This window comes from Streptomyces sp. NPDC042336 (assembly GCF_055581985.1).
Window position 1 is genome coordinate 61545 of sequence record NZ_JBVJEA010000006.1, and the last position, 26256, is coordinate 87800.

Here is a 26256-nt window from a genome sequence, read left to right on the forward strand (position 1 = left end):
ATGGACGCGGAGCGCACACCGAAGCTGGTCGGGACGGTCTGGGGGCTGCTGGTCCTCAACACGCTGGGCTCCACGGGGGCGGAGACGGTCGTCCCGCTGCCCCGTTCGCTGATCCAGATGGTCACCATGGGCGCGCTGGTCCTCGCGTTCTCGCTGGCGCTCGCGCTCAATCACCGGCTGAGCGTGCGCGCCAGTGCCTTCCTGTTACTGCTCACCCTGCTGCTGGTGCCGAGCGTGATATCCAGCGCGGACCTGCAGTCCGGGCTCGGCGCCCTGTTCCGCTGCGCCCGGCTGGCCCTCTTCGTCGGCACCCTGTGGCTGCTCAGCCGCTGGTGGGACGGCGGCACGACGTTCGTCCGGCACCACATCCGGATGTACTTCGTCGTCCTGTGCTCGGTGGCCGCCGGTGCGCTCGTCTCGCCGGGCGCGGCCATGCCGGACCTCTACGGCGGGCGGCTGGTCGGCGCGCTGTGGCCGCTCACCCCGCCGCAGATCGCACAGTACGCCGCGGTGATCATCGGGCTCGCCGTGCTGCTCGTCCTGGGCCGCCGGACCGACCGGCGCAGCGCGGCGCTGGTCATCCTGCCCTCACTCGTGCTGCTCGTGCTCACCCATACCCGTACGGCCACGCTCGGCCTGCTCGTCGGGCTGACGCTCGCGATCGGCTCGCTCACCCTGACCAGCGCCGCCGCCCGCCGCTTCTTCTCCTGGGCGGTGCTGTGCGCCGCGGTGGCCGCCGTGGTGTTCGCCTCCGCGCTGCAGGCGTGGTTCCTGCGCGGGCAGAGCGAGGAGAACTTCAGCAATCTCACCGGCCGGGCCAAGGTCTGGGACGCGCTGCTGGCGGCGCCCCGGACGACCGGGGAGAAGGTCTTCGGCATGGGCCTGGGCGACAAGTCGTTCGACGGGCTGCCGATCGACAACAGCTGGCTGGCCGTCTACCACGAGCAGGGGCTGACCGGCGTCGCCCTGGTGGCGGCGGTCTTCGTGGTGCTGGGCGGTGTCGCGCTGCTGCGGCCGCCGTCACTGGCCCGGGCCTGCGCGATCTTCCTGATCGGCTACTGCGCCCTCGCCTCGTACACCGAGGCGGGCCTCGGCGACGCCTCGCCGTACCTGCTGCACCTCGCGGTGGCCGCCTCGCTGCTGGCGGAGCCCGCCCCGGCCGGCCCCCTGCCGATGCCCGACCCCCCTCGACGTCGCGTCCCGCGCTGGGCGCGGACCTCGGAGGTGACCTGAGCATGCACGTCCTCGTGGTGCACAACCGGTACAACTCGGCCCAGCCGAGCGGCGAGAACAACGTCGTCGACCAGGAGGTGGAGCTGCTGCGCGCGGCCGGCCACCGGGTCGGGGTGTTCGAGCGGCGCAGCGACGACATCGCCGCCAAGTCCCTGCCCGGCAAGGCCGCGGTGCCGCTGCTCGTGCCGTGGAACCCGGCCGTCCGCAGGGAGCTGGCCGCCCGGCTGCGTGCCGAGCGGCCGGACGTCGTGCACGTCCACAACGTCTTCCCGCTCCTGTCCCCGGCGGTGCTGGCCGCCTGCGCCGACGCCGGGGTGCCCGCCGTCGCCACGCTGCACAACTACACACAGGTCTGCCCGCCCGGCACGCTGCAGCGCGAGGGGCGGCCCTGCACCGAGTGCGTGGGGTCGACGCCGCTGCCCGCCGTCCGGCACGGCTGCTACCGCGGCTCCCGGCTGGCGACCGTGCCGCTCGCGGTCAGCCTGTCGGCCAACCGGCGGCGCTGGTGGTCCGGCGTGGAGCGGTTCTTCTGCATCTCCGCCGCGCAGCGCGACGTATTGGTGGCGGCCGGCATGCCGCCGCAACGGCTGGCGGTGAAGCACAACTTCGTGCCCGAGCCCGGGACGCGCCGTACGGGGGCCGGTGAGCACCTGCTGTATCTCGGCAGGCTCGCCGAGGCCAAGGGCGTACGGCTGCTCATGACCGCGTGGGACGAGCTCGCCGCGGCCGGCGGTGTGGGGGTCCCGCTCGTCATCGCCGGCACGGGACCGCTGGAACGCGAGGTGACCGCCTGGGCGGCCGGCCGGGACGACGTGCGGTACGTCGGCCTGTACGACCCGGAGCAGTGCAGGCAGGCCCTGGCGCGGTCGGTGGCCGTGGTGGCTCCCTCGACGTGGCTGGAGGCGTTCGGCCTGGTGGTCGTGGAGGCGATGGCGGCGGGGGTTCCGGCCGTAGCCGCCGGGCACGGCGCCTTCGTCGAGCTCGTCGAGGACCAGGTGACCGGGCTGCTGCACCGGCCGGGCGAGCCCGCCTCGCTCGCGGCGTGCCTGCGCCGGATCACGGCGGAGCCGGACCGGAACCGGGAGCTGGGCCGGGCGGCCCGGCGCCGTTACGAGCAGGGGTTCAGCCCGGCCGTCGGGCTGGAGCGCCTGCTGGAGGGGTACCGCACCGCGATCGCGGGGCGGTCGGCACAGGCTCGTGGCGGGGACACCCGCGCGGGCAGGGGGGATGGGGGCAGTAGATGACACGATGCCGACTCTGCGGTTCGGCGGCGATGGAGAGCGTCGTCGATCTCGGAGCGACTCCGCCGTGCGAGAGCTTCCTCGCCGCGGACCAACTGGACCGGCCGGAGCCGGCGTACCCGCTGCACCTGCGGGTCTGCACCGACTGCTGGCTCGCGCAGATACCCGCGCTGATCACACCGGAGGAGACGTTCACGCAGTACGCGTATTTCTCCTCCTACTCGACCTCCTGGGTGGAGCACGCGCGGACCTTCGTCACGGACGCCGTGGAGCGGCTGGGTCTCGGCCCGGACGCCTTCGTGGTCGAGGTGGCGAGCAACGACGGGTACCTGCTGCGGCACATGGTGGACCGGGGGATCCGCTGCCTGGGCGTGGAGCCGTCGGTGAACGTCGGGGCGACGGCGCGGGAGGCGGGGGTGCCCACGCTCACCGAGTTCCTGAGTCCGGACACCGGCGCGGCCGTCCGTGCCGAGCACGGTCCGGCGGACCTGGTCGTGGCCAACAACGTGTACGCGCACATCCCCGACGTGGTCGGCTTCACCCAGGGGCTGCGGGCCCTGGTCGCCGACGACGGCTGGGTCTCCATCGAGGTGCAGCACCTGCTGACGCTGATCGAGGAGAACCAGTACGACACGATCTACCACGAGCACTTCCAGTACTACACGGTCGCGTCCGCGATCCGGGCGCTGGCGAGCGGCGGACTCGCCCTCGTGGACGTCGAGCTGCTGCCCACGCACGGCGGTTCCGTCCGGCTGTGGGCCCGCCCGGCCGAAGTGGCCGGTGAGCCGGGCAGGCGGGTGGCCGAGGTGCTGGACCGGGAGAAGGCGGCCGGGCTGCGGGAGCTGTCCGGGTACACCGAGTTCTCCGCCCGGGTGGCCAAGGTGCGCCGGGACCTGCTGCGGTTCCTGATCGAGGCGGCCGAGCGCGGTGAGACGGTGGTCGGCTACGGAGCCCCCGGCAAGGGCAACACCCTGCTCAACCATTGCGGCATCCGGCCCGACCTGCTCGCGTACACGGTCGACCGCAACCCCTACAAGCACGGCAGGTTCACCCCTGGCACCCGCATCCCGATCCTGCCGCCCGAGCGGATCGCCGCCGACCGGCCGGACTATGTCCTCGTCCTGCCGTGGAACCTGCGGGCCGAGCTGGTCGAGCAGCTCTCGTTCGTGCACGAGTGGGGCGGCCGGCTGGTGTTTCCCATTCCGGAGCTGAGCATCGTCGAGGCCGCGTCCCGAAAGGTCACAGCATGAAGGTCGTACTGTTCTGCGGCGGTTACGGCATGCGGATGCGCGAGGGCGCGTTGGACGACGTGCCCAAGCCGATGGCGATGGTCGGACCGCGGCCGCTGATCTGGCACGTCATGCGCTACTACGCGCACTTCGGGCACAAGGAGTTCATCCTGTGCCTCGGCTACGGGGCCCACCACATCAAGGACTTCTTCCTCAAGTACGAGGAGACGACGTCCAACGACTTCGTGCTGCGGGGCGGGCGGACCGAGCTGCTGTCCGCCGACATAGCCGACTGGACCATCACCTTCGCGCAGACCGGAATCGAGTCGCCGATCGGGGAACGTCTGCGGCGGGTGCGGCACCATCTGGACGGCGACGAGATGTTCCTCGCCAACTACGCCGACGTGCTCACCGACGCGCCCCTGCCGCAGATGATCGACTCCTTCGCGCGCCGGGACGCCGGGGCATCGATGATGGTGGTGCCGCCGCAGTCCTCGTTCCACTGCGTGGACCTGGGCGAGGACGGTCTGGTGGGCGGCATCACGCCGGTGAGCGACCTGCCGCTGTGGGAGAACGGCGGCTACTTCGTGCTCCGTCAGGAGGTCTTCGACCACATCCCGGAGAACGGGGACCTGGTGGCCGACGGATGCACCCAACTGGCCAAGCGCGGAAGGCTGGTGGCGCACCAGCACCGCGGCTTCTGGAAGCCGACGGACACCGTGAAGGAGCGGGCCGCGCTCGATACCGCCTACGCCCGGGGCGAGCGTCCGTGGGCCGTGTGGGAGCGGGACGAAGCGGGCGCGACCGCTGGGGTGACCGCGTGATCCGGCTCAGTGCCGGGCGCCCGGACCGGATCGTCGCGGTGGGCGCGCACTGCGACGACATCGCCATCGGCGCCGGCGGCACCCTGCTGACGCTGTGCCGGGCGCGGCCGGGCGTCCGCGTGGACGCACTGGTGCTCTCGGGCGGCGGCGGCGAACGCGAGCAGGAGGAGCGGGCCGCGCTCGCCGCCTTCTGCCCGGACGCCGACCTGCGGCTGACGGTGCTCAAACTGCCGGACGGCCGTATGCCTGCCCACTGGGAGGAGGCCAAGGCCGCGGTCGAGGAACTGCGGGAGCGGACCGAACCGGACCTCGTCCTGTCCCCGCGCACCGACGACGCCCACCAGGACCACCGCGGCCTGGCGAAGCTGATGACCACCGCGTTCCGCGACCACCTCGTACTGCGCTACGAGATCGTCAAGTGGGACGGCGACCTGGGCCGCCCGTCGGCCTACCAGCCCTTGACGCCGGAGGCCGCCGAAGAGAAGGTGCGGCTGCTGCAGGAGCACTACCCCTCGCAGCGGCACCGCCCCTGGTACGACCGGGAGGCCTTCCTGGGCCTCGCCCGGATCCGCGGCATCGAATGCCACGCCCGCTACGCCGAGGCGTTCGACGTCGCCAAACTCACTCTCAACCTGGGGGGTTGAACCTTGCGCGTACTGCTCACCGGACACCAGGGCTACCTGGGCACCGTGATGGCACCGGTCCTCACGGCCGCCGGACACGAGGTCGTCGGGCTGGACGCCGGCCTGTTCGCCGACTGCGTCCTGGGACCGGCACCCGCCGACCCCCCGGGGCGGCGGGTCGACCTGCGCGACCTCACGGCCGAGCACGTGGCCGGGGTGGACGCGGTCATCCACCTGGCCGCGCTCTCCAACGACCCGCTGGGATCGCTGGCGCCCGAGCTGACCTACGACATCAACCACCACGCGTCGGTGCGGCTGGCCCGGCTGGCCCGCGACGCCGGGGTGCAGCGCTTCCTGTACGCGTCGACGTGCTCGGTCTACGGCGCCGCGGGCGGTGGCGACCTGGTGACCGAGGACGCCCCGCTGCGCCCGGTGACGCCGTACGCGGAGTCCAAGGTGCGGGTGGAGGACGATCTGCACGCGCTGTCCGACGGCGACTTCAGCCCGGTGTACATGCGCAACGCCACCGCGTTCGGCTACTCGCCCCGGCTGCGCGCGGACATCGTGCTCAACAACCTGGTGGGCCACGCGCTCCTGTCCGGCGAGGTGCTCGTGCTCTCCGACGGCACCCCGTGGCGCCCCCTGGTGCACGCCGCCGACATCGCCCGGGCCTTCACGGCCGCCCTGGAGGCGCCGCGCGAGGCGGTGCACGACCGGGCGTTCAACATCGGCAGCGAGGTCAACAACGTCACGGTCGCCGAGATCGCCGAGGAGGTCGCCGCGGCGGTGTCCGGATCCAAGGTGGTGATCACCGGGGAGACGGGTGCCGATCCGCGCTCCTACCGGGTGGACTTCTCCCGGTTCCGGGCCGCGATCCCCGGCTTCGACTGCGAGTGGACGGTGAAGCAGGGCGCGCTCGAACTCGCCGACGCCTACCGCGAGCACGGGCTGACCCGGGAGGCCTTCGAGCAGCGCTTCACCCGCCTGGCCGTGCTGCGCGCGGCCTCCGGGACCGGCGCCGTCGACGACACCCTGCGGTGGCGCCGATGACCGAGCCCGGAGAGGAGATGTACGCCCTGGTGGAGCGGATGTACCCGCTGTGCCGGAGCATCACCGGCGACGGGGTGCGCGCGACCCTGCGGATCGTCGACGAGTACATCCCTCTGCACGTGCACGAGGTACCGACCGGGACGCAGGTGCTCGACTGGACGGTGCCGCAGGAGTGGAACATCCGGGACGCGTACGTCGCCGACGCGGCAGGGCGCCGGGTCGTCGACTTCGCCGCGTCGAGCCTCCACGTGCTCGGCTACAGCGTGCCGGTGTCGGCGACCATGCCGCTGGCCGAGCTGCGCCCGCACCTGCACACCCTGCCGGAGCAGCCGTCCTGGGTGCCGTACCGCACGAGTTACTACCGGCCGGAGTGGGGCTTCTGCCTGGCCCAGGAGACCCTCGACGCACTGCCGGAGGGCGACTACGAGGTCCGCATCGACTCCACCCTGGCGGACGGCCACCTCACCTACGCCGAGCACGTGGTCCCCGGGCAGGTGACCGACGAGGTGATCGTCTCCTGCCACACGTGCCACCCGTCGCTGGCCAACGACAACCTGGCCGGCATCGCGGTGGCGGTGTTCCTGGCCCGGGAGCTGGCGGAGCGGAACCCGTACTACACGTACCGGTTCGTCTTCGCGCCCGGCACCATCGGGGCGATCACCTGGCTGGCCCGCAACCGGGAGCGGGTGGAGCGGGTCAAGCACGGTCTGGTGCTGGCCTGCGCGGGAGACCCGGGCCGGCTCACGTACAAGCAGAGCAGGCGCGGCGACGCGGAGATCGACCGGGTGCTGCGGCATGTGCTGACCGCGTCCGAACGACCGCACCACGTCACCGAGTTCACGCCCTACGGCTACGACGAACGGCAGTACTGTTCGCCCGGGTTCGACCTCGGGGTGGGCTCGCTCACCCGGACCCCGTACGCGGGCTATCCGGAGTACCACACGTCGGCGGACAACCTGGACTTCGTCTCCCCGGCGGCGATGGCGGACACGCTCGCCGTCTGCCGCGAGGCGTTCGCCGTCCTCGACCGCAACCGGCGCTACGTCAACCTCAGTCCTTACGGGGAACCGCAGTTGGGGCGGCGCGGGTTGTACAACTCGCTGGGCGGCCGCAGCGACGCGAAGCAGGCCCAGATGGCCATGCTCTGGGTGCTCAGCCTCTCCGACGGCGAGCACAGTCTGCTGGACGTGGCCGAGCGGTCGGGGCTGCCGTTCGGCACCGTCGTCACGGCGGCCGACGCCCTGCACGGCGCCGGACTGATCAAGGCATGACGCCGATGGCCGTCGAGGGGGAGAAGACGACGACACCGTCGGGGGCCGCCCGGCGGGGCGTCGTCGGCAGGCTGTCCTGGGGGCTGGCCGACCAGGCGGCCTCCAGCCTGTCCAACTTCGTGGTGGGCATCTACGTGGCACGCTCGCTCGGACTGACCGCGTTCGGGGTGTTCAGCCTGGCCTGGGTGACGTACGGCGTGGTCCTCAACGTCTCCCGCGGGCTGGCCACCGACCCGCTCGTGGTGCGCTTCAGCGGCGTGCCGGAATCCTCCTGGCGGGGGGCGGTGACCCGGTCGTCCGGTTCCGCTCTCCTGGTCGGCACCGGTATCGGCACCGTGAGCCTGGCCGCCGGGCTGAGCATCGGCGGCCAGGTGGGGGCCGCGTTCGCCGCCCTCGGCATCGTGCTGCCGGGGCTGCTGTTGCAGGACGCCTGGCGGTACTCGTTCTTCGCCGCCGGTGCCGGCCGGAAGGCGTTCGTCAACGACGTCGTGTGGGCCGTCGCGCTCGTCCCGGCCATGGTGGTGGCGGCCGGGGTGGGCACGGTGCCGGCCTTCCTGCTCGCCTGGGGCGGGTCCGCCGCGGTGGCGGGGGCCTACGGCTGCTTCCAGTCCGGCATCCGGCCGAGGCCCACCGGGGCGCGCGAGTGGCATCGCGACCACCGCGACCTCGGCTACCGGTACCTGGTCGAGAACGTCGGTGTCAGCGGCGCGGGTCAGATCCGGGCGTACGGACTCGGCGCGATCGTCGGAGTCGGTGCGGTGGGTGTGATCCGCGGCGCGGAGCTCCTGCTCGGCCCGTTCCTCGCCGTGCTGATGGGGCTGTCGCTGGTCACCGTGGCCGAGGCGGCGCGGGTGCTGCGGCAGGAACCTCGGCGGCTCGGGAAGTTCTGCTTCCTGCTCGGCGGCGGGCAGACCGTCGCCGCCCTGCTGTGGGGCGCGGCGCTGCTGCTGGTGCCGGACCGGGTCGGCGAGCTGGTCCTCGGCGACGTCTGGAGCGGTGCCTCGGAACTCATCGTGCCGGTCACCCTCAGCGTCGCGGGCGCCGGACTCGGCACCGGCGCGGCGGCCGGGCTGCGCGCGCTCGCCGCGGCCCGGCGCAGCCTGCGCTGCCAGCTGTTCGCCTCCGCCGTCTACGTGGCCGGCGGACTCGGCGGGGCCGTCGCCGGCGGCACGGTCGGCTCGGCGTGGGGCGCCGCCGCCGCGTCCGTCTGCGGCTCGGCCGCGTGGTGGCTGCAGCTGCGTGCCGCCCTGCGGGAGCGCCACGACCATCCCCTTCCCGAAGTGAGGAACACATGACCCCCCACCCCCGGCTGAGCATCGGCCTGCCCGTCTACAACGGCGAGGAATACCTGGCCGAGGCGCTGGAGGCCCTGCTCGGCCAGACCTACGAGGACTTCGAACTGGTGATATCGGACAACGCGTCGACCGACGGCACCCAGGACATCTGCCGCCGGTACGCCGCACAGGACTCGCGCATCCGGTACATCCGGCTGCCCCGGAACATCGGCGCCGCGCCGAACCACAACTACGTGTTCACCGAGTGCCGCGGCGAGCTGTTCAAGTGGGCCTCGCACGACGACCTCTACGCCCGGGACCTGCTGCGCAGCTGCGTGGCGGCGCTGGACGAGCGGCCGGACGTGGTCCTCGCGCACAGCGGACAGGCGGTCATCGACGGCGACGGCAAGGTGAAGGTCCCCTACGAGTACGGGCTCGCCACCGACTCCCCGCGCGCTCCGGAGCGCTTCCGCAGCCTGCTGTTCGAGCCCGGGGGCGACGACTTCTACGGCGTGATGCGGGCCGACATGCTGCGCCGGGTGAAGCCGCACGACAGCTACCACCACGCGGACCGCACGTTCGTCGCCGAGATCACCCTGCACGGGCCCTTCCACCAGGTGCCGGAGCTGCTCTACTTCCGCCGCGACCACCCGACCCGGGCCGAACGGGCGAACCCCTCCAAGCGCGCCAGGTGCGTCAACCTCGACCCGCGCCGGGCGGGCCCGCTGCACCCGACGCCACGGTTGCTCGCCGAGTACGTCTGGGGCTTCGCCTCGGCGATCGGACGGGCGCCGCTGTCCTCGGCCGACCGGCGCGCCTGCCACCGGCATCTGGCCGCGTGGCTGACCAGCCGCGTCCGGCCGGGCGCCGGCGAGCGGGTCGAGGACCGCGCCCCCGTCGACCCGGACCGGCTCACCGTCTGCGTCGACGCCCTGGTCGCCGGCCGTGAGGGGAGGCAGGTATGACCTCCATGCGCGAGAAGCCTTTACACGTCGGCGTGTTCGGCCTGTTCGGCGCCGGCAACAGCGGCAACGACGGGTCGCTGGAGGCCGTGCTCGACCACCTCCGGACCGCTCGTCCCGATGCGGTCCTGGACGCGATGTGCGGCGGACCCGAAGTCGTGGCGACCCGGTACGGGATCCCCGCGACCCGGCTGAACTGGTACGGCGGGGAGTACCGGACGGCCTCCCGTGCGAGCGCGGTCGCGGCCAAGGCACTGGGCAAGCTCGTCGACGTCCTCAGGACCGCCGCCTGGGTGCGCCGGCACGACGCGGTGATCGTGCCGGGCACGGGGGTGCTGGAGACCACGCTGCCGCTCAGGCCGTGGGGCTTCCCGTACTCGCTGTTCCTGCTCTGCCTGGCGGGCCGGCTGTTCGGCACCCGGGTCGCGCTGGTCAGCGTCGGCGCGGGTCCGATCGGCAACCGGCCGACCAGGGTCCTGACGCGCTGGTCGACACGGCTGGCCGCCTACCGGTCGTACCGGGACACCCAGTCGCGCGACGCGATGCGGGTGATGGGCGTGGACACCGCGCGGGACGAGGTCTACGCGGACCTCGTGTTCGCCCTGCCCGCGCCGTCTGCGGGCGAGCCCGCGGGCACGCGGGGCCCGGTCTGCGTCGGCGTCATGGACTTCCACGGGAGCAACGACGAGCGGGACCGCGCCGAGCAGATCCACCGGCGCTACCTCGACGGGACGACGCGGTTCGTCCGCGCGCTGGCCGAGGAGGGCAGGCCGGTCCGGCTGCTCACCGGCGACGAACTCGACCGGCCGGTGGCCGCCGCGATCGTCGACGCGGTGGGATCGCCGTTGGTCACCGTCGCCGAGGCGGCCTCGCTGGCCGACCTGATGAAGGAGACGGCGTGTGCCGACAGCGTGGTGGCGACCCGGTACCACAACCTGGTCTGCGCCCTGAAGGTCGGCACGCCGACCCTCGCGCTCAGCTACTCGGCCAAGAGCGACGCGCTGATGGCCGAGATGGGAATGGGCGCGTACTGCCACCCGGCCCGCGAGGCCGACGCCGACCGGCTGCTGGAGCAGTTCCGCGAGCTGGAGCGGCGGTCGGCCGAGGTGCGGCGGGACCTCTTCGAGCGGAACCTGGCCGTCGCCCGGCGCGTCGAGCAGCAGTTCGCCGACCTGGCCGCGGCGGTGCTCCCCGCGGACGATCACACCCACGCCCTGCGGGAGACACCATGAAGGCGACCGAAGTGCCTCAGATCGCCGGCGCTTACCTGTTCGAACCGACGCCGCACGCCGACGAACGCGGCTTCTTCTGCCGCACCTTCGACGCCGACGTGGTCCGCTCGGTGGGCCTCGACCCGGCCTCCTTCGTCCAGGACAGCGTGTCCCGCTCGGTCCGGGGCGTGCTGCGCGGCCTGCACCTGCGCTCCGGCGCGGGCGAGGCCAAGCTGGTGCGGTGCTCGTCCGGGAGGATCTTCGACGTCGTCGTGGACCTGCGGGCGGACTCGCCGACCTACCTGAGCCGGGCCTTCTTCGAGCTGTCCGGGGAGACACAGGCGACCGTGTACGTCCCGGCGGGGTGCGCGCACGGCTTCCAGTCGCTGACGGAGACCTCCGACGTGTCGTACCGGATCGACCGCCCGCACGATCCGGCCGAGGACGTGACGATCGCCTTCGACGACCCCGACCTGGCCGTGCCCTGGCCGCTGCCGGTCACCTCGATGTCCGCGCGGGACCGCGAGGCGCCGAGCCTCGCCGAGGTCCTGAAGCGCCGGGAAGGGTGAAGCCGCGGTGAACACCGAAGAGTTCGGCCTGCCCCGGTCGCGAGCGGCGAACGAACGGCTGCACGCCATGATCCCCGGGGGTGCGCACACCTACGCCAAGGGCGACGACCAGTATCCGGAGAACCTGGCCCCGGTGATCAGCCACGGCCGGGGCGCCCATGTGTGGGACGTCGACGGCAACCGCTACATCGAGTACGGCTCCGGCCTGCGGTCGGTCAGTCTCGGCCACGCCCATCCGCGCGTCACGGAGGCCGTGCGGCGGGAGCTCGACCGGGGCAGCAACTTCGTCCGGCCGTCCATCGTGGAGGTGGAGGCGGCCGAGCGGTTCCTGGCCACGGTGCCGACCGCGGAGATGGTGAAGTTCGCGAAGAACGGCTCCGACGCCACCACCGCCGCGGTGCGTCTGGCCCGCGCCGCCACCGGGCGCCCGCGGGTGGCCGTCTGCGCCGACCACCCGTTCTTCTCCGTCGACGACTGGTTCATCGGCACCACGCCGATGTCCGCCGGTGTCCCCGCGGCGACCGACGAACTCACGGTGGCGTTCCCCTACGGCGACCTGGCCGCCACGGAGGACCTGCTCACCCGGTACCGGGACGAGGTCGCCTGCCTGATCCTCGAACCGGCCACCCACGCCGAGCCGCCGCCGGGGTACCTCGCCGGTCTGCGCGAACTGGCCGACCGGCATGGCTGCGTGCTGGTCTTCGACGAGATGATCACCGGCTTCCGCTGGTCGGAGGCGGGCGCCCAGGGTCTGTACGGCGTCGTCCCCGACCTCTCCACGTTCGGCAAGGCGCTGGGCAACGGGTTCGCCGTCTCCGCGCTCGCCGGGCGCCGCGAACTGATGGAACGGGGCGGGTTGCGTCACTCGGGGGACCGGGTGTTCCTGCTGTCCACCACCCACGGTGCGGAGACGCACGCGCTGGCCGCCGCGATGGCCGTGCAGGCCACCTACACCGAGGAGGGCGTCACCGCGCGGCTGCACGCCCTCGGCGAGCGGCTGGCCGCCGGTGTCCGCGATGCCGCGGCGAGCATGGGGGTCGGCGACCACGTCGTCGTCCGGGGGCGAGCCAGCAACCTGGTGTTCGCCACCCTCGACGAGAACCGGCAGCCCTCGCAGCCGTACCGCACCCTGTTCCTGCGCCGGCTCCTCGCGGGCGGGGTGCTGGCCCCGTCGTTCGTGGTGAGCAGCGCGCTCGACGACGCCGACATCGCTCGGACCGTCGACGTGGTGGCCGACGCCTGTGCGGTGTACCGGAAGGCGCTGGACACCGCCGATCCCACGCCCTGGATGGCCGGACGAGCGGTGAAGCCGGTGTTCCGCCGCCTGGCGTGAGGTGAGGCGCACGGCCTGCGGGCGGAGCGACGGCGCAGGTGAACCGGCGCCGTGTCAGCGGCACTCCTGCCGGCCGGCGTCGGCTCTCCGGCCGACGTCGGCTCTCCGGCCGGCGTCGGCTTTCCGGCGGGCGGGTTCGTCCGTCGGCCGGCCCGCCGTCGCGCGGCCGGTCAGACGGTCGGCCGTCCGGTCGACCAGCCAGGCGGTCACCGGCAGCACGGCCAGCGCGGTGCACCAGCCACCGAGGGTGTCGGTCGCGTAGTGCGAGCCCAGGGCCACCTGCGCCCAGCCCATCGCGGCCCCGGCCACCAGCCCCGCGGCGAAGACGAACGCGGTGCAGGCCGCCCTGCCGAGGCCGAGACGGCCGGCCGCCAGCAGCGACACCATGAGGGCGATCGCGGTGAGGAACGCGGTGTGCCCGCTCGGATAGGACAGGTTCCCCTCGCCGTGGATGGTGCGCCCCACGATGGGCTTGAGCAGCGCCGTCGTCCCCACGGTCAGACCGGCGCCGGTCACCACGAACACCGCCGCGCGCGGGTGCCGGAGCAGCAGGCAGCCCGTCACTACGGCCGTGACCAGCAGCACCGCTCCGACGGGCTCCCCCAGGAAGTCCGTGACCAGGGCGACGTGCCGCCACGGCGGGCCCGCCCCGTCCACCACCGCCCAGGTCCGCGCGTCCACCGCGCCCGGCTCGCCGTCGTCGGCGTACGTGACCCCGAGGACGAGGACCACCAGCGCGGCGAGCGCGGCGATCAGCCCGAGCCACACGCGCAGCGACGCCGGCAGCACCGCGGGCCCCGGCCGACCGGTCCCCCGCCCACCGGCCCCGGGCGACCTGCCGTACTCTGCCACGTCCTCGCCCACTCCCCCGCCTCGCCCCGGCGCGCCGGCGATCGCGCCGGTCAGCCTCGGGTCCAGCCCACCGTAGTCGTTCCGGCGGGCCGGATAACAGCCGATTCGGGCCATTGCGTGGCCTACGGCTTACGGGCCATCCCGGCGGCGATGAGACGCTCCCAGACGGTCAACTCCCGCTCACCGCCGCCGATGTGCGGATCGCCGGCCGCCTCGGGACGCCACAGGGACGCCGGCACTATCCCCGGGTCGAGGATCTCCAGTCCGTCCAGCAGGGCCCCGATCTCCGCGTCCGTGCGCCACCGGCCGCGGCCGAACGTCCCCTGGAGGACCTTCTCGGCCTCCTCCGTCTCCGGGTTGTTCCCGGAACGGAAGTGACTGACGAAGAAGTAACTCCCGGAGGGCACCCGGTCACGCCAGTGCCGGACGATCCCGGCGGGGTCCTCCTCGTCGTTGACGTGGTGGAGGATGGCGCTGAACATGACGGCGACGGGGCGGTCGAAGTCGATCAGCTCCTGCGTGTCCGGGTGACCGCGGATGCCCTCGGGGTCGCGTACGTCGACCGGCACGACGCGCGTCCGGTCGTTCTCCTCCAGCAGCGCCCGCCCGTGGACCAGTACTTGGGGATCGGTGTCGACGTACACCACCCGGGTCTCGGGCGCCGTACGCTGCGCGACCTGGTGCACGTTGTCCGCGGTGGGAAGGCCGCTGCCCAGGTCGATGAACTGGCGCACGCCGGTGGTCGTCACGATCTCCCGCACCGCCCGGGTCAGCGCCGCACGGTTGGCGAAGGCGATCGCCACCGAACCGGGAAGGTCACGTTTGAACACGTCACCGATCTCCCGGTCCACCGCGTAGTTGTCCTTGCCACCGAGCAGGTAGTCGTAGACGCGGGCGATACTGGGCCTGGTGCTGTCGATGGAGGAAAGCTCTCCCGTCATGGCACCCATCTTCCCCCGCGGCGACGGGCCCCGGCCACCACTTGGTTGACCTTGACACGGTGACAAGGTCTTCACTGCCGACGAGGAGGTGGTCCCGATGACCATGACGAATCAGGACGCGGATACGGTGCGGGCGCTCAGGGGTCTGGAGGACGTGCGGGCGTCCGTACGGCTGCGCGCGGCCCTCGCGGCCGGTTCGGCGCCGGACCCGCGTTTCGTGGACAAGCTCGTCGAACGGTCCGCGATCGAGCCGGAGTTCTTCGTCCGCGACATGCTGACCTGGGCACTCACCCGCCATCCGGTGTCCCTGACGCTTGCCCGGCTGCTCCGTGAAGTCGACTCGGACCGTCCACAGGCACGCAGTCAGGCGCTGCACACGCTGTCCAAGATCGGGGATCGGCGGGCTTGGCCGGCGTTCACACGGGCGGTGCTCTGCGACGCCGACGACGAGGTGGCGCGCAGTGCCTGGCGGGCCGCGGTCGTCCTCGTGCCCGAGGGCGAGGAGCCCGCCCTGGCCGCGGTGCTGGCGACGCAGTTGGGCCGGGGCGAAGAGGAGACGCAGCTGAGTCTCAGCCGGGCGCTGACCGCGCTGGGCGAGGCGGTCGCGGAGGTTCTCGACGCCGCGACGAACGCTCCTGCCCCGCATGTGCGGGCGCACGCCCTCGCCACGCGGCGGCTGCTGCGCGACCCGGACACCGGGTTCGCGTCGGCGATCGAGGAGGCGAAGCGCGTCGTGGCCCTCGCCGGGTCCGGACACGAGGGACGATAGAGCGTGTTGATCGGTGAGGTGGCGCGACGGTCGGGCGTCAGTGCCCGCATGCTCAGGCACTACGAGTCGCTCGGCCTGGTGCGGCCCTCGGGCCGCACCGGCTCCGGCTACCGGGAGTACTCCCGTCAGGACATCCGGCGGATCTTCCACGTGGAGAGCCTGCGGTCGCTGGGGCTGACGCTGCGCGAGATCGGGCGTGCGCTCGACGAACCCGGTTTCGCGCCCTCGGCACTCGTGGACGACCTCATCCGCCGGACGCGCGAACGCATCGCGGCCGAGACCGAGTTGCTCACCCGGCTGCGCCGGATCGACGCCGCGGGGCCCGCCGGCTGGGAGGACGTCCTCCAGGCCGTCGCGCTCCTCCAGGCGCTGGGGTCGAAGAGCGCGGACGCCCGCCAGCGCGCGGCCCTCTCCTCGGTCCACGAGGCGGCGATGCCGGTGGAGGCCCTGGTCGAGGCGGCGCTGAGCGAGACGGACACCAACGTCGCCGGAGCCCTTCGATGGGCGCTGGCACGGTCGGGCGACGACGCCGCGGCACTGCTGGCGGAGGGCCTCGGCTCACCGGTGGCCGCGGTACGGGAGCGTGCCGTCCAGGCCCTCACCGAGCTGCCGGGCGACGAGGCCACGGCGCAGCTGCGGCACGCCCTCGCGAGCCCCGACGCCGTGGTCCGCGGGTACGCGGCACTGGCGCTCGGGACGCACGGAGTAGCCGACGCGGTCCCGACGCTGATCGACATGATCGCGGCGGGCCGGAACGACACCGACGCGGCCGACGCGCTGAGCGTGCTTGCGGACGACACCGCGACGGCGGACCGGATCGCGACCGGGCTCGTCGGCCGTCTCGCCCACGACAGCACCGAAGCGCCGGCGCGCGGCCGGCTGACCCAGGCCCTGGCGGGCATCCCGGGCACGAGGGCGTCCCGTGCGCTGGCGGAGCTGTCGCGGGACGCGGACCGCGCCGTCGCGCTGACCGCGGCGTACCTGCTTCGGCTGCGCGAGGAGCGATGACGTCACGGGCGTAAATGCGTCGACAACGCGCCGTCGCGCCCGGCAGGATGTCCGCCCGTGACGAGCAGCGCAGTGTGGACCCGTGAGACCGCCGACCGCTACGACGCGGAAGAGACCGAGAGCGGGATGGCCTCCGCCGCCGTCCTCGGACCGACCCTGGACTTCCTCGCCGGACTCGCCGGGGACGGCCGGGCGCTGGAGTTCGCCATCGGCACCGGACGCGTGGGCGTCCCGCTGCGGGAGCGCGGCGTACCCGTGGCGGGCATCGAGCTGTCCGAACACATGGCGGCGGTCCTGCGCCGCAAGGCCGACGAGGCGACGCTGCCGGTGGTCCTCGGGGACATGGCCACGACCGTCGTCCCCGGCGAGTTCACCCTGGTCTACCTCGTCTACAACACCATCACGAACCTGCTCACCCAGGAGGAGCAGGTCGAGTGCTTCCGCAACGCGGCACGCCATCTGAGCCCCGGTGGCCGGTTCGTCATCGAGCTGGGCGTGCCACCGCTGCGGTTCCTGCCGCCGGGACAGGTCGCGGTGCCGTTCGACGTCTCCGAGCGGCATCTCGGCTTCGACACCTTCGACCTGGTCGAGCAGATCCTCGTCTCGAACCACTTCACCCGCGACCCGGTCGACGGCACCTACCGCCGCGACAACTCCCGCCATCGGTACGCCTGGCCGGCGGAGCTGGACCTGATGGCCCGGATCGCCGGGCTCGAGCTGGAGCGCCGGGTCGGGGACTGGGACGGGACCCCGTTCACGCAGGACTCCGCGAAACATGTCTCCGTGTGGCGCAAGCCGGCCTGAAGCCTGAGGACGTCCCGGTCGAGGGGACTCCGCCGTACGGTGGAGCCCCCTGGTCGGTCACCGACGCCGCATCAGCGCTCGCGTCCTCACTGCTGTCGACGTTGCGCACGTAGGCCACCATGTACGTGGGTGTGCCCGTCCTGTTGCGGATGGTCACGGTGCAGGTTCTTGCCCGTGGACGAGTTGTGGCGTCAGCGTTCGTCCGCCGGCTCCGGCATCGCCAGATGGGCGAGGTCCCCTGGTGGGGGCGTGCTGACCGGCCACAGCGGGGCGGGCGTCCCGTCGGCGACCGCCGCCGGGGCGTCGGTCAGCCGCAGGCGGTCGCGCAGGCGGCCGTAGAAGTCCATGGGTCCCAGCCGCACCGCCCGCAGCCGCCGGGGAGCGGCGTAGACGCCGAGCCAGTCGCCCGGGTCGAGCACGCCGCGCAACTGTCCGTCGATGCTCACGGCGGCCCGGCCGGACCGTTCGAGGATCCGCATGCCGACGGGCTCGTCCGGTGCGGTGACCACGGAGCGGTCGAACGTCATGTGCGGGGCCACGGCGGTGAAGACGAGCGCTTCCGCGCGGGGCGAGACGACCGGGCCGCCCGCGGCGAAACTGTAGGCGGTGGAGCCCGTCGGGGTCGCGACGAGCAGCGCGTCGGCGGAGTACGAGGCCAGCAGCCGGCCCGCGATGTAGACGCCGACGGAGATCTGCCGGTCCCGCGACAGCTTCTCGAGCACCACGTCGTTGAGTGCGGTGACGTTCAGGGCGATGCCCCACTCGTCGCCGCTCTCGCAGTCGGTCCGCACTCTGGGGGGCGGCAGCAGCGGCCCTCGCCCGTACCGCAGGAGCGCCTCCATCTCCGACGGGATCTCCAGGAGGCGGGAGGCACGCAGAGTGAGCAGCATGCGGCTCTCCGGCTCCAGGTGACCCCCGTGGACGGCGTCGAGGGCGGAGCGCACCGCGGGTGCGGGGACCTCGGTCAGGAACCCGACCCGCCCCAGGTCCACGCCCAGGATCAGGGCGTCGTTCTCCGCGGCCAGCCGTGCGCCGCGCAGGAAGGTGCCGTCACCGCCCAGGGTGACGACGAGGTCCGGGTCGCCGGCCGCGTCCACCTCCTCCCGGGCACTGTGCCGCCCCTCGTCGCTCCACACGTCGATGTCCGTGCACGCCACGGCGTTGCGGTCGCACCACTCCCGGACTTCCCGTGCGGCTTCCGCGGCGCCCTCGCGCCCCCCGTGGACCACGAGTCCGACCCGCTCGATCGTCACCACTGCCTCCCTGCTACGGGGCCGCGCTCCGGGGGCCGCGACCGACGGAATCCTCGCCGACCCTCGTGGCGGGGCGGGCCGCGACATGCCGGGGCGCCTTCTGCGTCCGGTGAGTCGCACATCAGGTACCGAGTAGGTACCATGCCGGTATGCCATCACTCAACGTGACCTTCACCGAGGAAGAAATGGAAGGCGTCCGCGCTGCCGCCGCAGCCGAGGGCAAGAGCCTCAAGCAGTACATGCACGACCTCGGTGTCCGCGAGATGCAGCGCAAGCGGTTCGTCGCCGGCGCCGCCTCGTGGGCGGACCGGCTGCGCGCCGAGTTCGACGAGGCGTTCCCGGACGAGATCCCCCCGTCCCAGCGCGGCGAGGGAGTCAGCGCCGCCTGATGAGCGAACCCCTGTACATAGACGTCCCCTGGCTCCTGGACGTCCAGGACGCCGCTCTGGACAACGAGGACGTGTCGGTCACGGACTACTCGGCCCTCGTCGCGGCGGTCGCGCGCCACAAGACGCGCATGCCGACCCTGGCCGCGTCGAACCCGGACAGCGCCTGGCGCGCGGCCGCCCTCCTGCACACCGTGGTGCGGCTCGAACCGCTCCCCCACCGCAACAGCCTCTTCGCGGCCTTCGTCACCGGTCAGTACATGGACCAGTCCGGGGAGGGCATCGACCCGCCCTACGGTGCCCTGTCTGACCTGATCAGAAAGGTCCGCGAGACCCGGCTGAGCATCTACGACATCGCCGACGTGCTCCGCTCCTGGCGCATCTGACCGGCGGGGCCGGTCACTCCGCGGCCGTCACATCCCCCGCCAGATGTTGTCGAACGCCGCTTCCTCGATGCTGCGGCGCTGCCGGGTGGCGGCCAGTTCCACCACGGCGTCGTGCACCGCGGCGACGACCGTGGCGACCTTGTCGTCCTCGGGATCCGCCAGCGGGTCGGCCGACTCGTGCCGGACGCCCACCGCGGCCGCGAGACCGACCAGCACCGGATCGCCGGCGGCCCAGCGGTCGGTGGCGCGCCGGCGGGCCGCCGGATCGGCCGGGGCCGGCCGGTCGGCTCCGCGCCGTGCGTTCCGTCGCGGGCGGCCGCGGCCACCGTCGTCCGCCCCCGCGGCGGCGAGGTACCGAGCCGCCAGGCCGTCTCCTCGGCGCCACAGCCAGTCCGTCACGGACTCGTCCGCCTCCTGCCCGGCCAGGGCCGCCGCGTCGTCGAGCAGCCGGTCACCGGACCCGCTCGGCGACCCCGGCCGCAGGAGGAGGCCGTCCAGCGTGACCGTCCCGGCTTCCAGCAGGTCGATCAGTTCCGCTCCGGCCAGGGCCAGCGACAGGTCGCCCCGCTCGACCGGGTAGTCGGAGGGAACCTCGAGAGAGACGATCGTCAGGTCGTGCGCTGTGGTCATGGCGGAGCTCCCGATCTGTCACATCTGCTGCGACACGCCTGCCGCGATCCTTTTCAGCCTACCCACGGGCGCAGCTTCTCGGGGTTGCGGACCGCGTAGATGCGGCTGACGCGGCCTTCGGCGACGTCGAAGGCGGCCACGGTCATGACGGCGCCGTCGCGCCGGGCCACCAGGCCCGGCGCCCCGTTGACCGAGCGCTCCAGGAGTTCGAGTCCCGGGGCCTTGTCGGCGATGGCGACCATGTACTGGGCGATGCGGGCACCGCCCTCGACCGGACGCAGGGCGGCGCCCACCATGCCGCCGCCGTCGGCCGTCATGACGGCGGCCGGGTCGAGGAGGTCGACCAGCGCCGCGATGTCCTTCGTCTCCCATGCCGCCTTGACCTGCCGCACCAGGTCGGCCTGCACGGCGGGGACCGCCTGGGCCCGCGCGTCGCGCACCCGGCGCCGGCCCGAGGCGGCGAGCTGCTTGCAGGCGGCGGGAGTCCGGCGGAGGATGCCCGCGATCTCGGCGAAGGGGTAGCGGAAGACGTCGTGGAGCACGAAGGCCACCCGCTCCGCCGGGGTCATCGACTCCAGGACCACCAGGAAGGCCATGGTCACCGACTCGTCCAGGACCATCTGATCGGCGGGGTCGGCGCCGTGTCCGGGATCCCGCTCGGCGTGGGCGGGCAGCGGGTCCGGCAGCCAGGCGCCCACATAGCGTTCGCGCCGGGCCCGCGCCGAGCCGAGCACGTCCAGGCAGACGCGGCCGGTCACGGTCGTCAGCCAGGCGCCCGGGGACGCTATCTCCTCCCGCCTGCCGGGCGGCAGCGCGTACCAGCGCGCGTAGGCCTCCTGCACGGCGTCCTCGGCCTCGGCCAGCGAGCCGAGCAACCGGTAGGCGACGTTGATCAGTTGGCGTCGTTCCCCGACCGTCGCGTCGGCCCTCGTCCCCGTCGTCCCACTGCCCGCCCCCATGCCCGACCGCCCCCTCGCCTTACCTTTCGCCGACCCGTTTCGTCGGGCTGGTGAGACCTTACCGATCTACTGCCCCCGGGGCGGAAAAGGGGACCGCGGCATGGCTACCCAGGCGACGGCGCAGCGCCACATCTCGTTCCTGCGGATCGCGATCGCCCTGCAGACACTGACCATCTTCCTCCAGGCGGTCTCCGCCGGTCTGTTGCTGACCGCCTCCTACGGCGAGACGCTGCACAGTGTCGGAGCCCGGGTGATGTACGGGGCGTCGATGCTGTACGTGCTCGCGGCGGTGCTGGCGTGGAAGCCGGGCGGCGGCCCGCTCCGGCCCGTCTGGCACGCCTGCGGTTTCCTCGTCCTCGCCTCGGTCCAGGTCGTGCTCGGCATCGCGCACGTCCCGTCGGTCCATCTCCCCCTGGGCGTCCTGATGTTCGGGCTGAGCCTGCTGGCGCTGGCGCGGCGCTGAGCACCCCCGCGCCGAGGCGCTCAGGCCCGCTGCCGGGCGTGGCGGAGACAGGAGGCGGCCACCACGAAGGGCCACAGCGACTGGAGCGAGGTCACGACGCGTTCCGCGACGCCGGCGTCGCCGTGCCGTTGCATCTCGATCAGGAACCACACTCCGCCGGCCGCCATCAGGGTCGTCACCGCGATCGAGGGCGCGAGGCGCAGCGCCCAGGGTGCCGCCGGGCCTCCGTCGACGGCCAGCACCGGCCACACCGCCAGGAGCGTGAACCCGACCACCACCACCGCGCCGTGGTGCAGGGAGCCCCCGCTGCTCGGCGCGGGGAGAGCCACCAGGACCAGCGCGGCGAGTCCGCCACCGCCCAGCGCGACGCGTCCGGCGGTGGCGGCGGCCCGCAGCCCCCAGGCGGTCAGCAGGTGGCAGACGCCCAGGGCCAGGAAGGCCGCCGTCATCACCCAGAACCCATCGGCTCCGTAGGACCCGAGAACGCTGATCGTCTGCGTGACGGGGTCGTAGGAAGACCCTTCGACGTACGCGGCGCCGCTCCAGCCTGCGACCAGCAGCACGGGTGCGCACCCCGACGACAGCAGGACCCATCTGGGGACAAATCGCATCAGGCAACCATAGGGCGGACACCCGGGTGAAGCGGTACTCCCGGCTCTCACACGGGCGGGTCGAGTGAGCGGAAGTACGTCCAGCTCGTCTCGTTCGGCTCGCTCCACCGCTCCGGTGCCCGCGCGAACCGCGGGTGGTGGTCTGCGACGTAGGCGCGGGTGCGCTCGGGCACCTCGGCGTACGAGCCGAGCTTGCGGCCCCGGCAGTGGAAGGTGAGGCCTCCGGGCCGTTGCCCCCGGGCCATCCACGGGACCCACGGGGACATCCGGGTCCACGACATGGTCGCCGGGACGCTGGGGGCCGGGCCCTCCAGGTCCGCGCGGTGGGCGAAGAACTGGAAGAGCTCCAGGGCCCGGTACGTGTCGCCGGCCGAGTGGCGGGGGTACTGGGCCACCGGCAGGGGGGAGGGATAGGCGAGCGGGATCTCCAGGCTGAAGCAGACCTGGGCGCCGAGGTCGGTGGTCGGGACCGGGAAGGGCCGCCACTTCTGGTTGGCCGGGTCGTTCCAGACATGCACCACCGGCAGGTCCCGCCAGGTCTCCAGGATCTCGCGGGTGACGGGGTCCAGGTAGAAGGCGGCTTCACGGGTGAGCAGCCGGTAGGCGTCCGGACCGTCCTCTGGGTCCTGGACCAGGCGGGCGACGTTGACCCCCTCGAAGCCGAAGACATGCTCGTAGGGCTCGTCGGGAGCCCACGCGTACACGTTTCCGGACCACCAGTACGTGACCTCCTCACCGTCGAGACAGGCCCGGGTGCGGGCGAGGGAGCGGAGCGACTGTGCGGGTGTCGTCATGGGAGGTACTCTGCGCGACCGCCACCCGCGCCGGGCGGGAAACGACACGCCCTGCCCCGGAAACGGCCGGAAGCAACTGGCCGTACGTCACAACCGGACTGCGCGACGCCGTCCCAGCCGGCGCGCGAGCGGGCCGAGGCGGCTTCGGCGGACCACGGCACGGACCCCGACGTCGTCCCTGGCACCCGTCGTGCTGGGCTCCGGGGCACAGCCGTCCACCGGCGGGACACCGCGCCCCCTGGTCCGCCGGAGCGCGAACCCCTCCCCGAACGCCACCCATCTCCGCCCCGCAGTCCTCTGACGTGCTTCCGCACGAACATCCCCCCGGCTCCCGGCGGTTGGGGGACCATGAGGCATGCGAACGGACCGCTGGCACCTCACCGAAGATCTCGACGACTTCCTGGCCGGGGCCTGGGACTTCCTGTGCTCGCGCCCCGCCCCGAACACCACTCACCTGTCGGCGATCGAGAAGCTGCGCACGCGCGGCGGGGGCGCTGCCGCGTCCGGGGCGGGAGCCACCGGCTTCGGGTGGCTGGAGGAGGGCGGCGAGGTCCGCGCCGCGTTCCTGCGCCCGCCGGCCGGCCGGCTGACCCTCACCGCCCTCTCCCCCGGGCAGGCCGACCGCTTCGCCACCCATCTGCTCGGCCTCGGCCTGCGCCCCTCCGGCGTCCTGTCGGACGACGCGACCGCCACCGCGTTCGCCGAGGCCTGGCGACGGCACACCGGCGCCGCATCCGTGCGCTGTTGGGGAGCCCGTCTCCACCGGCTCGGCACGCTCACCCCGCCGCAGCCCCTTCCGGCGGGCCGGGGCCGGCCCGTGGGCGAGCGGGAGCACGGGCACCTCATGCGCTGGTGCCGTGAGTTCGCCACGGACGTCGGCGAGGAAGTGACCATCGACGCCGCGTCCTGGGACGGCACCCGCTTCGCCGAGAAGCGCTACACCTTCTGGGAGACCCCGGACGGCACACCCGTCTCCATGGCGGGCGCGAACCCTCTGGTCGGCGGGCAGGTCCGGATCGACCCCGTCTACACCCCGGCCCGGCATCGCGGTCGCGGCTACGCGGGCGCCGTGACGGTCGAGGTCAGCCGTGCCGCACTGGCCGCCGGCGCGACGGAGGTGGTGCTGTACACGGATCCCGCCAACCGCACCAGCAACGCCCTGTACCGGCGCATCGGTTACGTCCCGCTCGCCGACTTCTGCGCCTACGACTTCGCCCACACCGTCCGGCATCCGTAGACGCACCGGTGAACCGGGCCGCCCCGTACGGCCGTTGACGGCGGTGGGCCGCGCCCCTACGGTGCCCTCACCGCGCGGCCCGGAGCGGTCCCGAGGGCTCCGAGAGGATGGTGAAAGGCCGATGAAGGCAGTGGTCCAGGAGCGGTTCGGCCCGCCGGACAGTCTGCGGCTGCGGGACATCGACCAGCCTCACGCCGGGGACGGCGAGGTGCTGGTGCGGGTGCGCGCCGCCGCGGTGAACCCCTACGACTGGCACATGCTGCGCGGAGACCCGTACGCCGCGCGGCTGACGGGCGGCATGGGGCTGACCCGGCCGAAGTCCCGGGTGGCCGGCATCGACGCGGCCGGGGTGGTGGAGCGGGTCGGCGCGGGCGTGCGGGGGCTCGGCCCCGGCGATCCGGTACTGGGCTTCTGCCCCGGTGCCTTCGCCGAGTACGCGCGCACCTCTGCACCGCTGCTGGTGCCCGTGCCCGGCGGCCTGACCTTCGCACAGGCCGCGGCGCTGCCGATGGGCGCGGTGACCGCACTGCGCGGCATCCGGACCGTCGGCCGCGTACGTCCCGGGCAGCGGGTCCTGGTCAACGGCGCGGGCGGCGGAGTGGGCACCTTCGCGGTGCAGATCGCGGCGGTCCTGGACGCCGAGGTCACCGGGGTGTGCAGCGCCGGCAACGCCGGCCTGGTGCGTTCGCTGGGCGCGGCCCACGTCCTGGACTACGCCCGACAGGACTTCACCGACGGAGGCGAGCGCTACGACGTCATCCTGGACAACGTCGGCAACCACCCGCTGGGCCGGCTGCGCCGGGCGCTCGCCCCCGCGGGCGTCCTGGTGGCCAACGGCGGCGGCTCGCCCGGCCGCGTGTTCGGAGCGATCGGCGCCATGCTGCAGCTGGCGGCGGTCAACGCGGTCACGCGGCAGCGGCTGCGTCCGATCCTCCCCGCGACACCGGACGGGCCGGCCCACAAGGACCTGCTCGCCCTCGCCGCCCTCGTCGAGGCCGGGCAGCTCACGCCCGTGGTCGGCCGGACCTTCGCCCTGGCCGACACGGCGCAGGCGGTACGGCACGTCGAGAAGGGGCACGCCCGCGGCAAGACGGTGATCACCGTGTCGTGAGCGTCCCGCGAAGGGAGTCGTCGTGGCCGCGCTTCAGCAGAAACCCGCGCGCGGGGCCGTGACCTCGACGGTGTCCCTCACCAGGGCCAGCGCCGCGCCCACCGGGCTCGACCGGCCACCGCTCACGGTCACGTCGCCCGCGTCCGGACAGCCGAAGACGACGGCCTTCTCGGGCCCGGTCAGTGCATGCAGCGGGTCCCCCGGCTCCGTCTCCTCCAGCCGTACGCGCACGATGCCGGGCTCGGCCACCGACGCACCGGCGACCGCCCGCAGCCGACGGGACCGGGCCGCCGCGTCCAGGGCCCGGCCGGCGGTGCTCGTGTCGACGGGCTGCGCCCGCACGCGCACCTCGGCCGGGTCCCAGCCCCAGGCCAGCGCGGCCAGCAGCCGCACCTTGGTGGCCGCGTCCTCGCCCGACAGGTCCGCCGAGGGGTCCGCCTCCGCGATGCCCCGCAGCCGCGCGGCGCGGATCGCGTCGTCCAGCGTGTCGCCTTCGGCGAGGCGGTCGAGGACGAAGGTGACGGTGCCGTTGGGGCAGGCGCGGATCGTCCGGCAGTCCAGGCCGCGCAGGGAGGTCCGCGACAGGTCGCCCGCCGGGAGGGCCGCCCCGGTGGCCCCGGAGATCCTGATCATGCTGCCGCCCGCCCGTGCGGCCGCGTCGAGTTCCCGCCAGTGGGTGAGCAGGTGGCTCTTGGTGGCCGTCACCACGTGGACGCCCCGGCGCAGTGCGGTCACCGCCTCCTGTGCGGCGCGCTCCCGCGGTCCGGGCGAGGACGGGACGGCCTGGACGAACACCCGCGCGCCGGTGCGGTCGAGGGTCTCCTCCAGCGGGCGCACGGGACCCCACTGCGAGCGCGGCGGCAGCGCCCCGTCCGCGCCCGGCCGGCCCTGGGCCGCGCTCGCGCGTACGGCGGCCACCCGCGGCCGTACGCCGTGCCGGCGTGCGAGCGTGTCGCCGTCCCGGACCAGCCGGTCGGCGAAGGCCCGCCCGACCGGGCCGTACCCGGCGAGGACCACATCGGCCCGTGTCGCTTCCGTCGCTCGTGTCGCTTCACCCATGGGTCCGGGATCTTCTCACATCACCGCCCGTACCGCGGACCGTCGGCGGGGCGGCCGTACGAGCCCGGAGCGGTAGGCGTGGGCGGCCAGTTGGGCGCGGTCCCGGGCGCCGAGCTCGGTCTTGGCGCGCTGGACGCGGGTGCGTACGGTCAGCGGGTCGTGATCAGCGGCAG

The 26256-nt window shown here is 73.3% G+C and carries 28 protein-coding genes and 1 pseudogene; 20 read left to right on the forward strand and 9 right to left on the reverse strand.

What is annotated here, in order from left to right; all coding sequences use genetic code 11:
* The 12 genes from ACZ6IM_RS15075 to ACZ6IM_RS15130 are packed head-to-tail and all read left to right on the forward strand — an operon-like array spanning position 1 to position 12820.
* A complete protein-coding gene (locus ACZ6IM_RS15075) occupies positions 1 to 1233 on the forward strand; it encodes an O-antigen ligase domain-containing protein (protein WP_469556877.1) in 1233 nt (410 codons plus the stop codon).
* A gap of 2 nt (positions 1234 to 1235) precedes the next feature.
* Positions 1236 to 2477, forward strand: coding sequence for a glycosyltransferase (locus ACZ6IM_RS15080; protein WP_469556878.1), 1242 nt, complete (start codon positions 1236 to 1238; stop codon positions 2475 to 2477).
* On the forward strand, positions 2474 to 3724 hold the full coding sequence (locus ACZ6IM_RS15085) for a class I SAM-dependent methyltransferase (RefSeq protein WP_052841074.1): 1251 nt from the start codon (positions 2474 to 2476) through the stop codon (positions 3722 to 3724). Before ACZ6IM_RS15080 ends, ACZ6IM_RS15085 begins: the two co-directional genes overlap by 4 nt.
* On the forward strand, positions 3721 to 4527 hold the full coding sequence (locus tag ACZ6IM_RS15090) for a glycosyltransferase family protein (RefSeq protein WP_052841075.1): 807 nt from the start codon (positions 3721 to 3723) through the stop codon (positions 4525 to 4527). Before ACZ6IM_RS15085 ends, ACZ6IM_RS15090 begins: the two co-directional genes overlap by 4 nt.
* Positions 4524 to 5171, forward strand: coding sequence for a PIG-L deacetylase family protein (locus ACZ6IM_RS15095; RefSeq protein WP_052841076.1), 648 nt, complete (start codon positions 4524 to 4526; stop codon positions 5169 to 5171). The genes ACZ6IM_RS15090 and ACZ6IM_RS15095 overlap by 4 nt, the downstream gene beginning before the upstream one ends.
* Before the next feature lie 3 nt (positions 5172 to 5174).
* On the forward strand, positions 5175 to 6200 hold the full coding sequence (locus ACZ6IM_RS15100) for an NAD-dependent epimerase/dehydratase family protein (RefSeq protein ID WP_052841077.1): 1026 nt from the start codon (positions 5175 to 5177) through the stop codon (positions 6198 to 6200).
* A complete protein-coding gene (locus tag ACZ6IM_RS15105; RefSeq protein WP_469556881.1) occupies positions 6188 to 7471 on the forward strand; it encodes a DUF4910 domain-containing protein in 1284 nt (427 codons plus the stop codon). The genes ACZ6IM_RS15100 and ACZ6IM_RS15105 overlap by 13 nt, the downstream gene beginning before the upstream one ends.
* A 5-nt stretch (positions 7472 to 7476) precedes the next feature.
* Positions 7477 to 8766, forward strand: a complete 1290-nt coding sequence (locus ACZ6IM_RS15110) for an MATE family efflux transporter (protein ID WP_052841110.1) — start codon at positions 7477 to 7479, stop codon at positions 8764 to 8766.
* A complete protein-coding gene (locus ACZ6IM_RS15115; RefSeq protein WP_052841079.1) occupies positions 8763 to 9710 on the forward strand; it encodes a glycosyltransferase family 2 protein in 948 nt (315 codons plus the stop codon). Before ACZ6IM_RS15110 ends, ACZ6IM_RS15115 begins: the two co-directional genes overlap by 4 nt.
* Positions 9707 to 10939 (forward strand): polysaccharide pyruvyl transferase family protein, encoded by a 1233-nt coding sequence (locus ACZ6IM_RS15120; protein ID WP_052841080.1) that lies wholly within the window; start codon positions 9707 to 9709, stop codon positions 10937 to 10939. The genes ACZ6IM_RS15115 and ACZ6IM_RS15120 overlap by 4 nt, the downstream gene beginning before the upstream one ends.
* Positions 10936 to 11487 (forward strand): dTDP-4-dehydrorhamnose 3,5-epimerase family protein, encoded by a 552-nt coding sequence (locus tag ACZ6IM_RS15125; protein WP_052841081.1) that lies wholly within the window; start codon positions 10936 to 10938, stop codon positions 11485 to 11487. The genes ACZ6IM_RS15120 and ACZ6IM_RS15125 overlap by 4 nt, the downstream gene beginning before the upstream one ends.
* A gap of 7 nt (positions 11488 to 11494) precedes the next feature.
* Positions 11495 to 12820, forward strand: coding sequence for a glutamate-1-semialdehyde 2,1-aminomutase (locus ACZ6IM_RS15130; RefSeq protein WP_052841082.1), 1326 nt, complete (start codon positions 11495 to 11497; stop codon positions 12818 to 12820).
* A 54-nt stretch (positions 12821 to 12874) separates the two neighbouring features.
* Here ACZ6IM_RS15130 and ACZ6IM_RS15135 read toward each other — a convergent pair whose 3' ends face one another.
* Positions 12875 to 13672, reverse strand: coding sequence for a phosphatase PAP2 family protein (locus ACZ6IM_RS15135; protein ID WP_469556884.1), 798 nt, complete (start codon positions 13670 to 13672; stop codon positions 12875 to 12877).
* Between the two features lie 122 nt (positions 13673 to 13794).
* Complete coding sequence (locus tag ACZ6IM_RS15140) at positions 13795 to 14613, reverse strand: SAM-dependent methyltransferase (protein ID WP_469556886.1); 819 nt, start codon at positions 14611 to 14613, stop codon at positions 13795 to 13797.
* Between the two features lie 97 nt (positions 14614 to 14710).
* Here ACZ6IM_RS15140 and ACZ6IM_RS15145 point away from each other — a divergent pair, with 97 nt between their 5' ends.
* Genes ACZ6IM_RS15145 through ACZ6IM_RS15155 form a run of 3 tightly spaced genes read left to right on the forward strand, consistent with a single transcriptional unit; the run spans position 14711 to position 17194 of the window.
* Positions 14711 to 15382, forward strand: a complete 672-nt coding sequence (locus ACZ6IM_RS15145; protein ID WP_469556889.1) for a HEAT repeat domain-containing protein — start codon at positions 14711 to 14713, stop codon at positions 15380 to 15382.
* Between the two features lie 3 nt (positions 15383 to 15385).
* Entirely contained in the window at positions 15386 to 16390 is a 1005-nt protein-coding gene (locus tag ACZ6IM_RS15150) for a MerR family transcriptional regulator (RefSeq protein WP_052841085.1), read from the forward strand.
* Between the two features lie 57 nt (positions 16391 to 16447).
* Positions 16448 to 17194 (forward strand): class I SAM-dependent DNA methyltransferase, encoded by a 747-nt coding sequence (locus tag ACZ6IM_RS15155; RefSeq protein ID WP_052841086.1) that lies wholly within the window; start codon positions 16448 to 16450, stop codon positions 17192 to 17194.
* Positions 17195 to 17276: 82 nt separating this feature from the next.
* Here the strand turns inward: ACZ6IM_RS15155 and ACZ6IM_RS15160 are convergent.
* Both ACZ6IM_RS15160 and ACZ6IM_RS15165 read right to left on the reverse strand, forming a co-directional pair.
* Positions 17277 to 17382, reverse strand: a pseudogene (locus ACZ6IM_RS15160) (spore-associated protein A); the annotation flags it as partial.
* Positions 17383 to 17385: 3 nt separating this feature from the next.
* The gene (locus tag ACZ6IM_RS15165; RefSeq protein ID WP_469556891.1) at positions 17386 to 18447 is read right to left on the reverse strand and encodes an NAD(+)/NADH kinase; all 1062 of its coding nucleotides are present in this window, start codon (positions 18445 to 18447) and stop codon (positions 17386 to 17388) included.
* A 149-nt stretch (positions 18448 to 18596) separates the two neighbouring features.
* Between ACZ6IM_RS15165 and ACZ6IM_RS15170 the strand changes: the two genes are divergently transcribed.
* A complete protein-coding gene (locus ACZ6IM_RS15170; protein WP_030183180.1) occupies positions 18597 to 18836 on the forward strand; it encodes a hypothetical protein in 240 nt (79 codons plus the stop codon).
* A complete protein-coding gene (locus ACZ6IM_RS15175; RefSeq protein WP_003978453.1) occupies positions 18836 to 19219 on the forward strand; it encodes a hypothetical protein in 384 nt (127 codons plus the stop codon). The genes ACZ6IM_RS15170 and ACZ6IM_RS15175 overlap by 1 nt, the downstream gene beginning before the upstream one ends.
* A 27-nt stretch (positions 19220 to 19246) precedes the next feature.
* Here ACZ6IM_RS15175 and ACZ6IM_RS15180 read toward each other — a convergent pair whose 3' ends face one another.
* Together ACZ6IM_RS15180 and sigJ are read right to left on the reverse strand one after the other, a co-directional pair.
* Entirely contained in the window at positions 19247 to 19849 is a 603-nt protein-coding gene (locus ACZ6IM_RS15180; protein ID WP_052841088.1) for a GPP34 family phosphoprotein, read from the reverse strand.
* Between the two features lie 53 nt (positions 19850 to 19902).
* Positions 19903 to 20808, reverse strand: a complete 906-nt coding sequence (sigJ, locus tag ACZ6IM_RS15185) for an RNA polymerase sigma factor SigJ (protein WP_052841089.1) — start codon at positions 20806 to 20808, stop codon at positions 19903 to 19905.
* A gap of 100 nt (positions 20809 to 20908) precedes the next feature.
* Between sigJ and ACZ6IM_RS15190 the strand changes: the two genes are divergently transcribed.
* A complete protein-coding gene (locus ACZ6IM_RS15190) occupies positions 20909 to 21271 on the forward strand; it encodes a hypothetical protein (protein ID WP_052841090.1) in 363 nt (120 codons plus the stop codon).
* Between the two features lie 20 nt (positions 21272 to 21291).
* Here the strand turns inward: ACZ6IM_RS15190 and ACZ6IM_RS15195 are convergent, their stop codons facing one another.
* Positions 21292 to 21882 (reverse strand): DUF998 domain-containing protein, encoded by a 591-nt coding sequence (locus tag ACZ6IM_RS15195; RefSeq protein WP_052841091.1) that lies wholly within the window; start codon positions 21880 to 21882, stop codon positions 21292 to 21294.
* A gap of 47 nt (positions 21883 to 21929) precedes the next feature.
* On the reverse strand, positions 21930 to 22676 hold the full coding sequence (locus tag ACZ6IM_RS15200; RefSeq protein ID WP_052841092.1) for a DUF1838 family protein: 747 nt from the start codon (positions 22674 to 22676) through the stop codon (positions 21930 to 21932).
* 355 nt (positions 22677 to 23031) lie between these two features.
* Between ACZ6IM_RS15200 and ACZ6IM_RS15205 the strand changes: the two genes are divergently transcribed.
* Both ACZ6IM_RS15205 and ACZ6IM_RS15210 read left to right on the forward strand, forming a co-directional pair.
* Positions 23032 to 23913, forward strand: coding sequence for a GNAT family N-acetyltransferase (locus tag ACZ6IM_RS15205; RefSeq protein WP_469556894.1), 882 nt, complete (start codon positions 23032 to 23034; stop codon positions 23911 to 23913).
* Positions 23914 to 24034: 121 nt separating this feature from the next.
* A complete protein-coding gene (locus ACZ6IM_RS15210) occupies positions 24035 to 25024 on the forward strand; it encodes an NAD(P)-dependent alcohol dehydrogenase (protein WP_469556896.1) in 990 nt (329 codons plus the stop codon).
* 33 nt (positions 25025 to 25057) lie between these two features.
* On the opposite strand, the gene ACZ6IM_RS15215 is transcribed toward ACZ6IM_RS15210, so the two are convergent.
* Positions 25058 to 26083 (reverse strand): homoserine dehydrogenase, encoded by a 1026-nt coding sequence (locus tag ACZ6IM_RS15215; RefSeq protein ID WP_469556898.1) that lies wholly within the window; start codon positions 26081 to 26083, stop codon positions 25058 to 25060.
* Positions 26084 to 26256 lie beyond the last annotated feature (173 nt).

Excerpts from the sequence above, each read along its gene's own strand:
- ACZ6IM_RS15140 (WP_469556886.1), bottom strand. The coding sequence starts at position 14,613 with ATGACGGGAGAGCTTTCCTCCATCGACAGCACCAGGCCCAGTATCGCC.
- ACZ6IM_RS15075 (WP_469556877.1), top strand. The coding sequence starts at position 1 with ATGGACGCGGAGCGCACACCGAAGCTGGTCGGGACGGTCTGGGGGCTG.
- ACZ6IM_RS15145 (WP_469556889.1), top strand. The coding sequence starts at position 14,711 with ATGACCATGACGAATCAGGACGCGGATACGGTGCGGGCGCTCAGGGGT.
- ACZ6IM_RS15090 (WP_052841075.1), top strand. The coding sequence starts at position 3,721 with ATGAAGGTCGTACTGTTCTGCGGCGGTTACGGCATGCGGATGCGCGAG.
- sigJ (WP_052841089.1), bottom strand. The coding sequence starts at position 20,808 with ATGGGGGCGGGCAGTGGGACGACGGGGACGAGGGCCGACGCGACGGTC.
- ACZ6IM_RS15125 (WP_052841081.1), top strand. The coding sequence starts at position 10,936 with ATGAAGGCGACCGAAGTGCCTCAGATCGCCGGCGCTTACCTGTTCGAA.
- ACZ6IM_RS15190 (WP_052841090.1), top strand. The coding sequence starts at position 20,909 with ATGGCTACCCAGGCGACGGCGCAGCGCCACATCTCGTTCCTGCGGATC.
- ACZ6IM_RS15120 (WP_052841080.1), top strand. The coding sequence starts at position 9,707 with ATGACCTCCATGCGCGAGAAGCCTTTACACGTCGGCGTGTTCGGCCTG.
- ACZ6IM_RS15195 (WP_052841091.1), bottom strand. The coding sequence starts at position 21,882 with ATGCGATTTGTCCCCAGATGGGTCCTGCTGTCGTCGGGGTGCGCACCC.
- ACZ6IM_RS15080 (WP_469556878.1), top strand. The coding sequence starts at position 1,236 with ATGCACGTCCTCGTGGTGCACAACCGGTACAACTCGGCCCAGCCGAGC.
- ACZ6IM_RS15200 (WP_052841092.1), bottom strand. The coding sequence starts at position 22,676 with ATGACGACACCCGCACAGTCGCTCCGCTCCCTCGCCCGCACCCGGGCC.
- ACZ6IM_RS15110 (WP_052841110.1), top strand. The coding sequence starts at position 7,477 with ATGGCCGTCGAGGGGGAGAAGACGACGACACCGTCGGGGGCCGCCCGG.
- ACZ6IM_RS15215 (WP_469556898.1), bottom strand. The coding sequence starts at position 26,083 with ATGGGTGAAGCGACACGAGCGACGGAAGCGACACGGGCCGATGTGGTC.
- ACZ6IM_RS15175 (WP_003978453.1), top strand. The coding sequence starts at position 18,836 with ATGAGCGAACCCCTGTACATAGACGTCCCCTGGCTCCTGGACGTCCAG.
- ACZ6IM_RS15205 (WP_469556894.1), top strand. The coding sequence starts at position 23,032 with ATGCGAACGGACCGCTGGCACCTCACCGAAGATCTCGACGACTTCCTG.
- ACZ6IM_RS15085 (WP_052841074.1), top strand. The coding sequence starts at position 2,474 with ATGACACGATGCCGACTCTGCGGTTCGGCGGCGATGGAGAGCGTCGTC.
- ACZ6IM_RS15180 (WP_052841088.1), bottom strand. The coding sequence starts at position 19,849 with ATGACCACAGCGCACGACCTGACGATCGTCTCTCTCGAGGTTCCCTCC.
- ACZ6IM_RS15115 (WP_052841079.1), top strand. The coding sequence starts at position 8,763 with ATGACCCCCCACCCCCGGCTGAGCATCGGCCTGCCCGTCTACAACGGC.
- ACZ6IM_RS15210 (WP_469556896.1), top strand. The coding sequence starts at position 24,035 with ATGAAGGCAGTGGTCCAGGAGCGGTTCGGCCCGCCGGACAGTCTGCGG.
- ACZ6IM_RS15170 (WP_030183180.1), top strand. The coding sequence starts at position 18,597 with ATGCCATCACTCAACGTGACCTTCACCGAGGAAGAAATGGAAGGCGTC.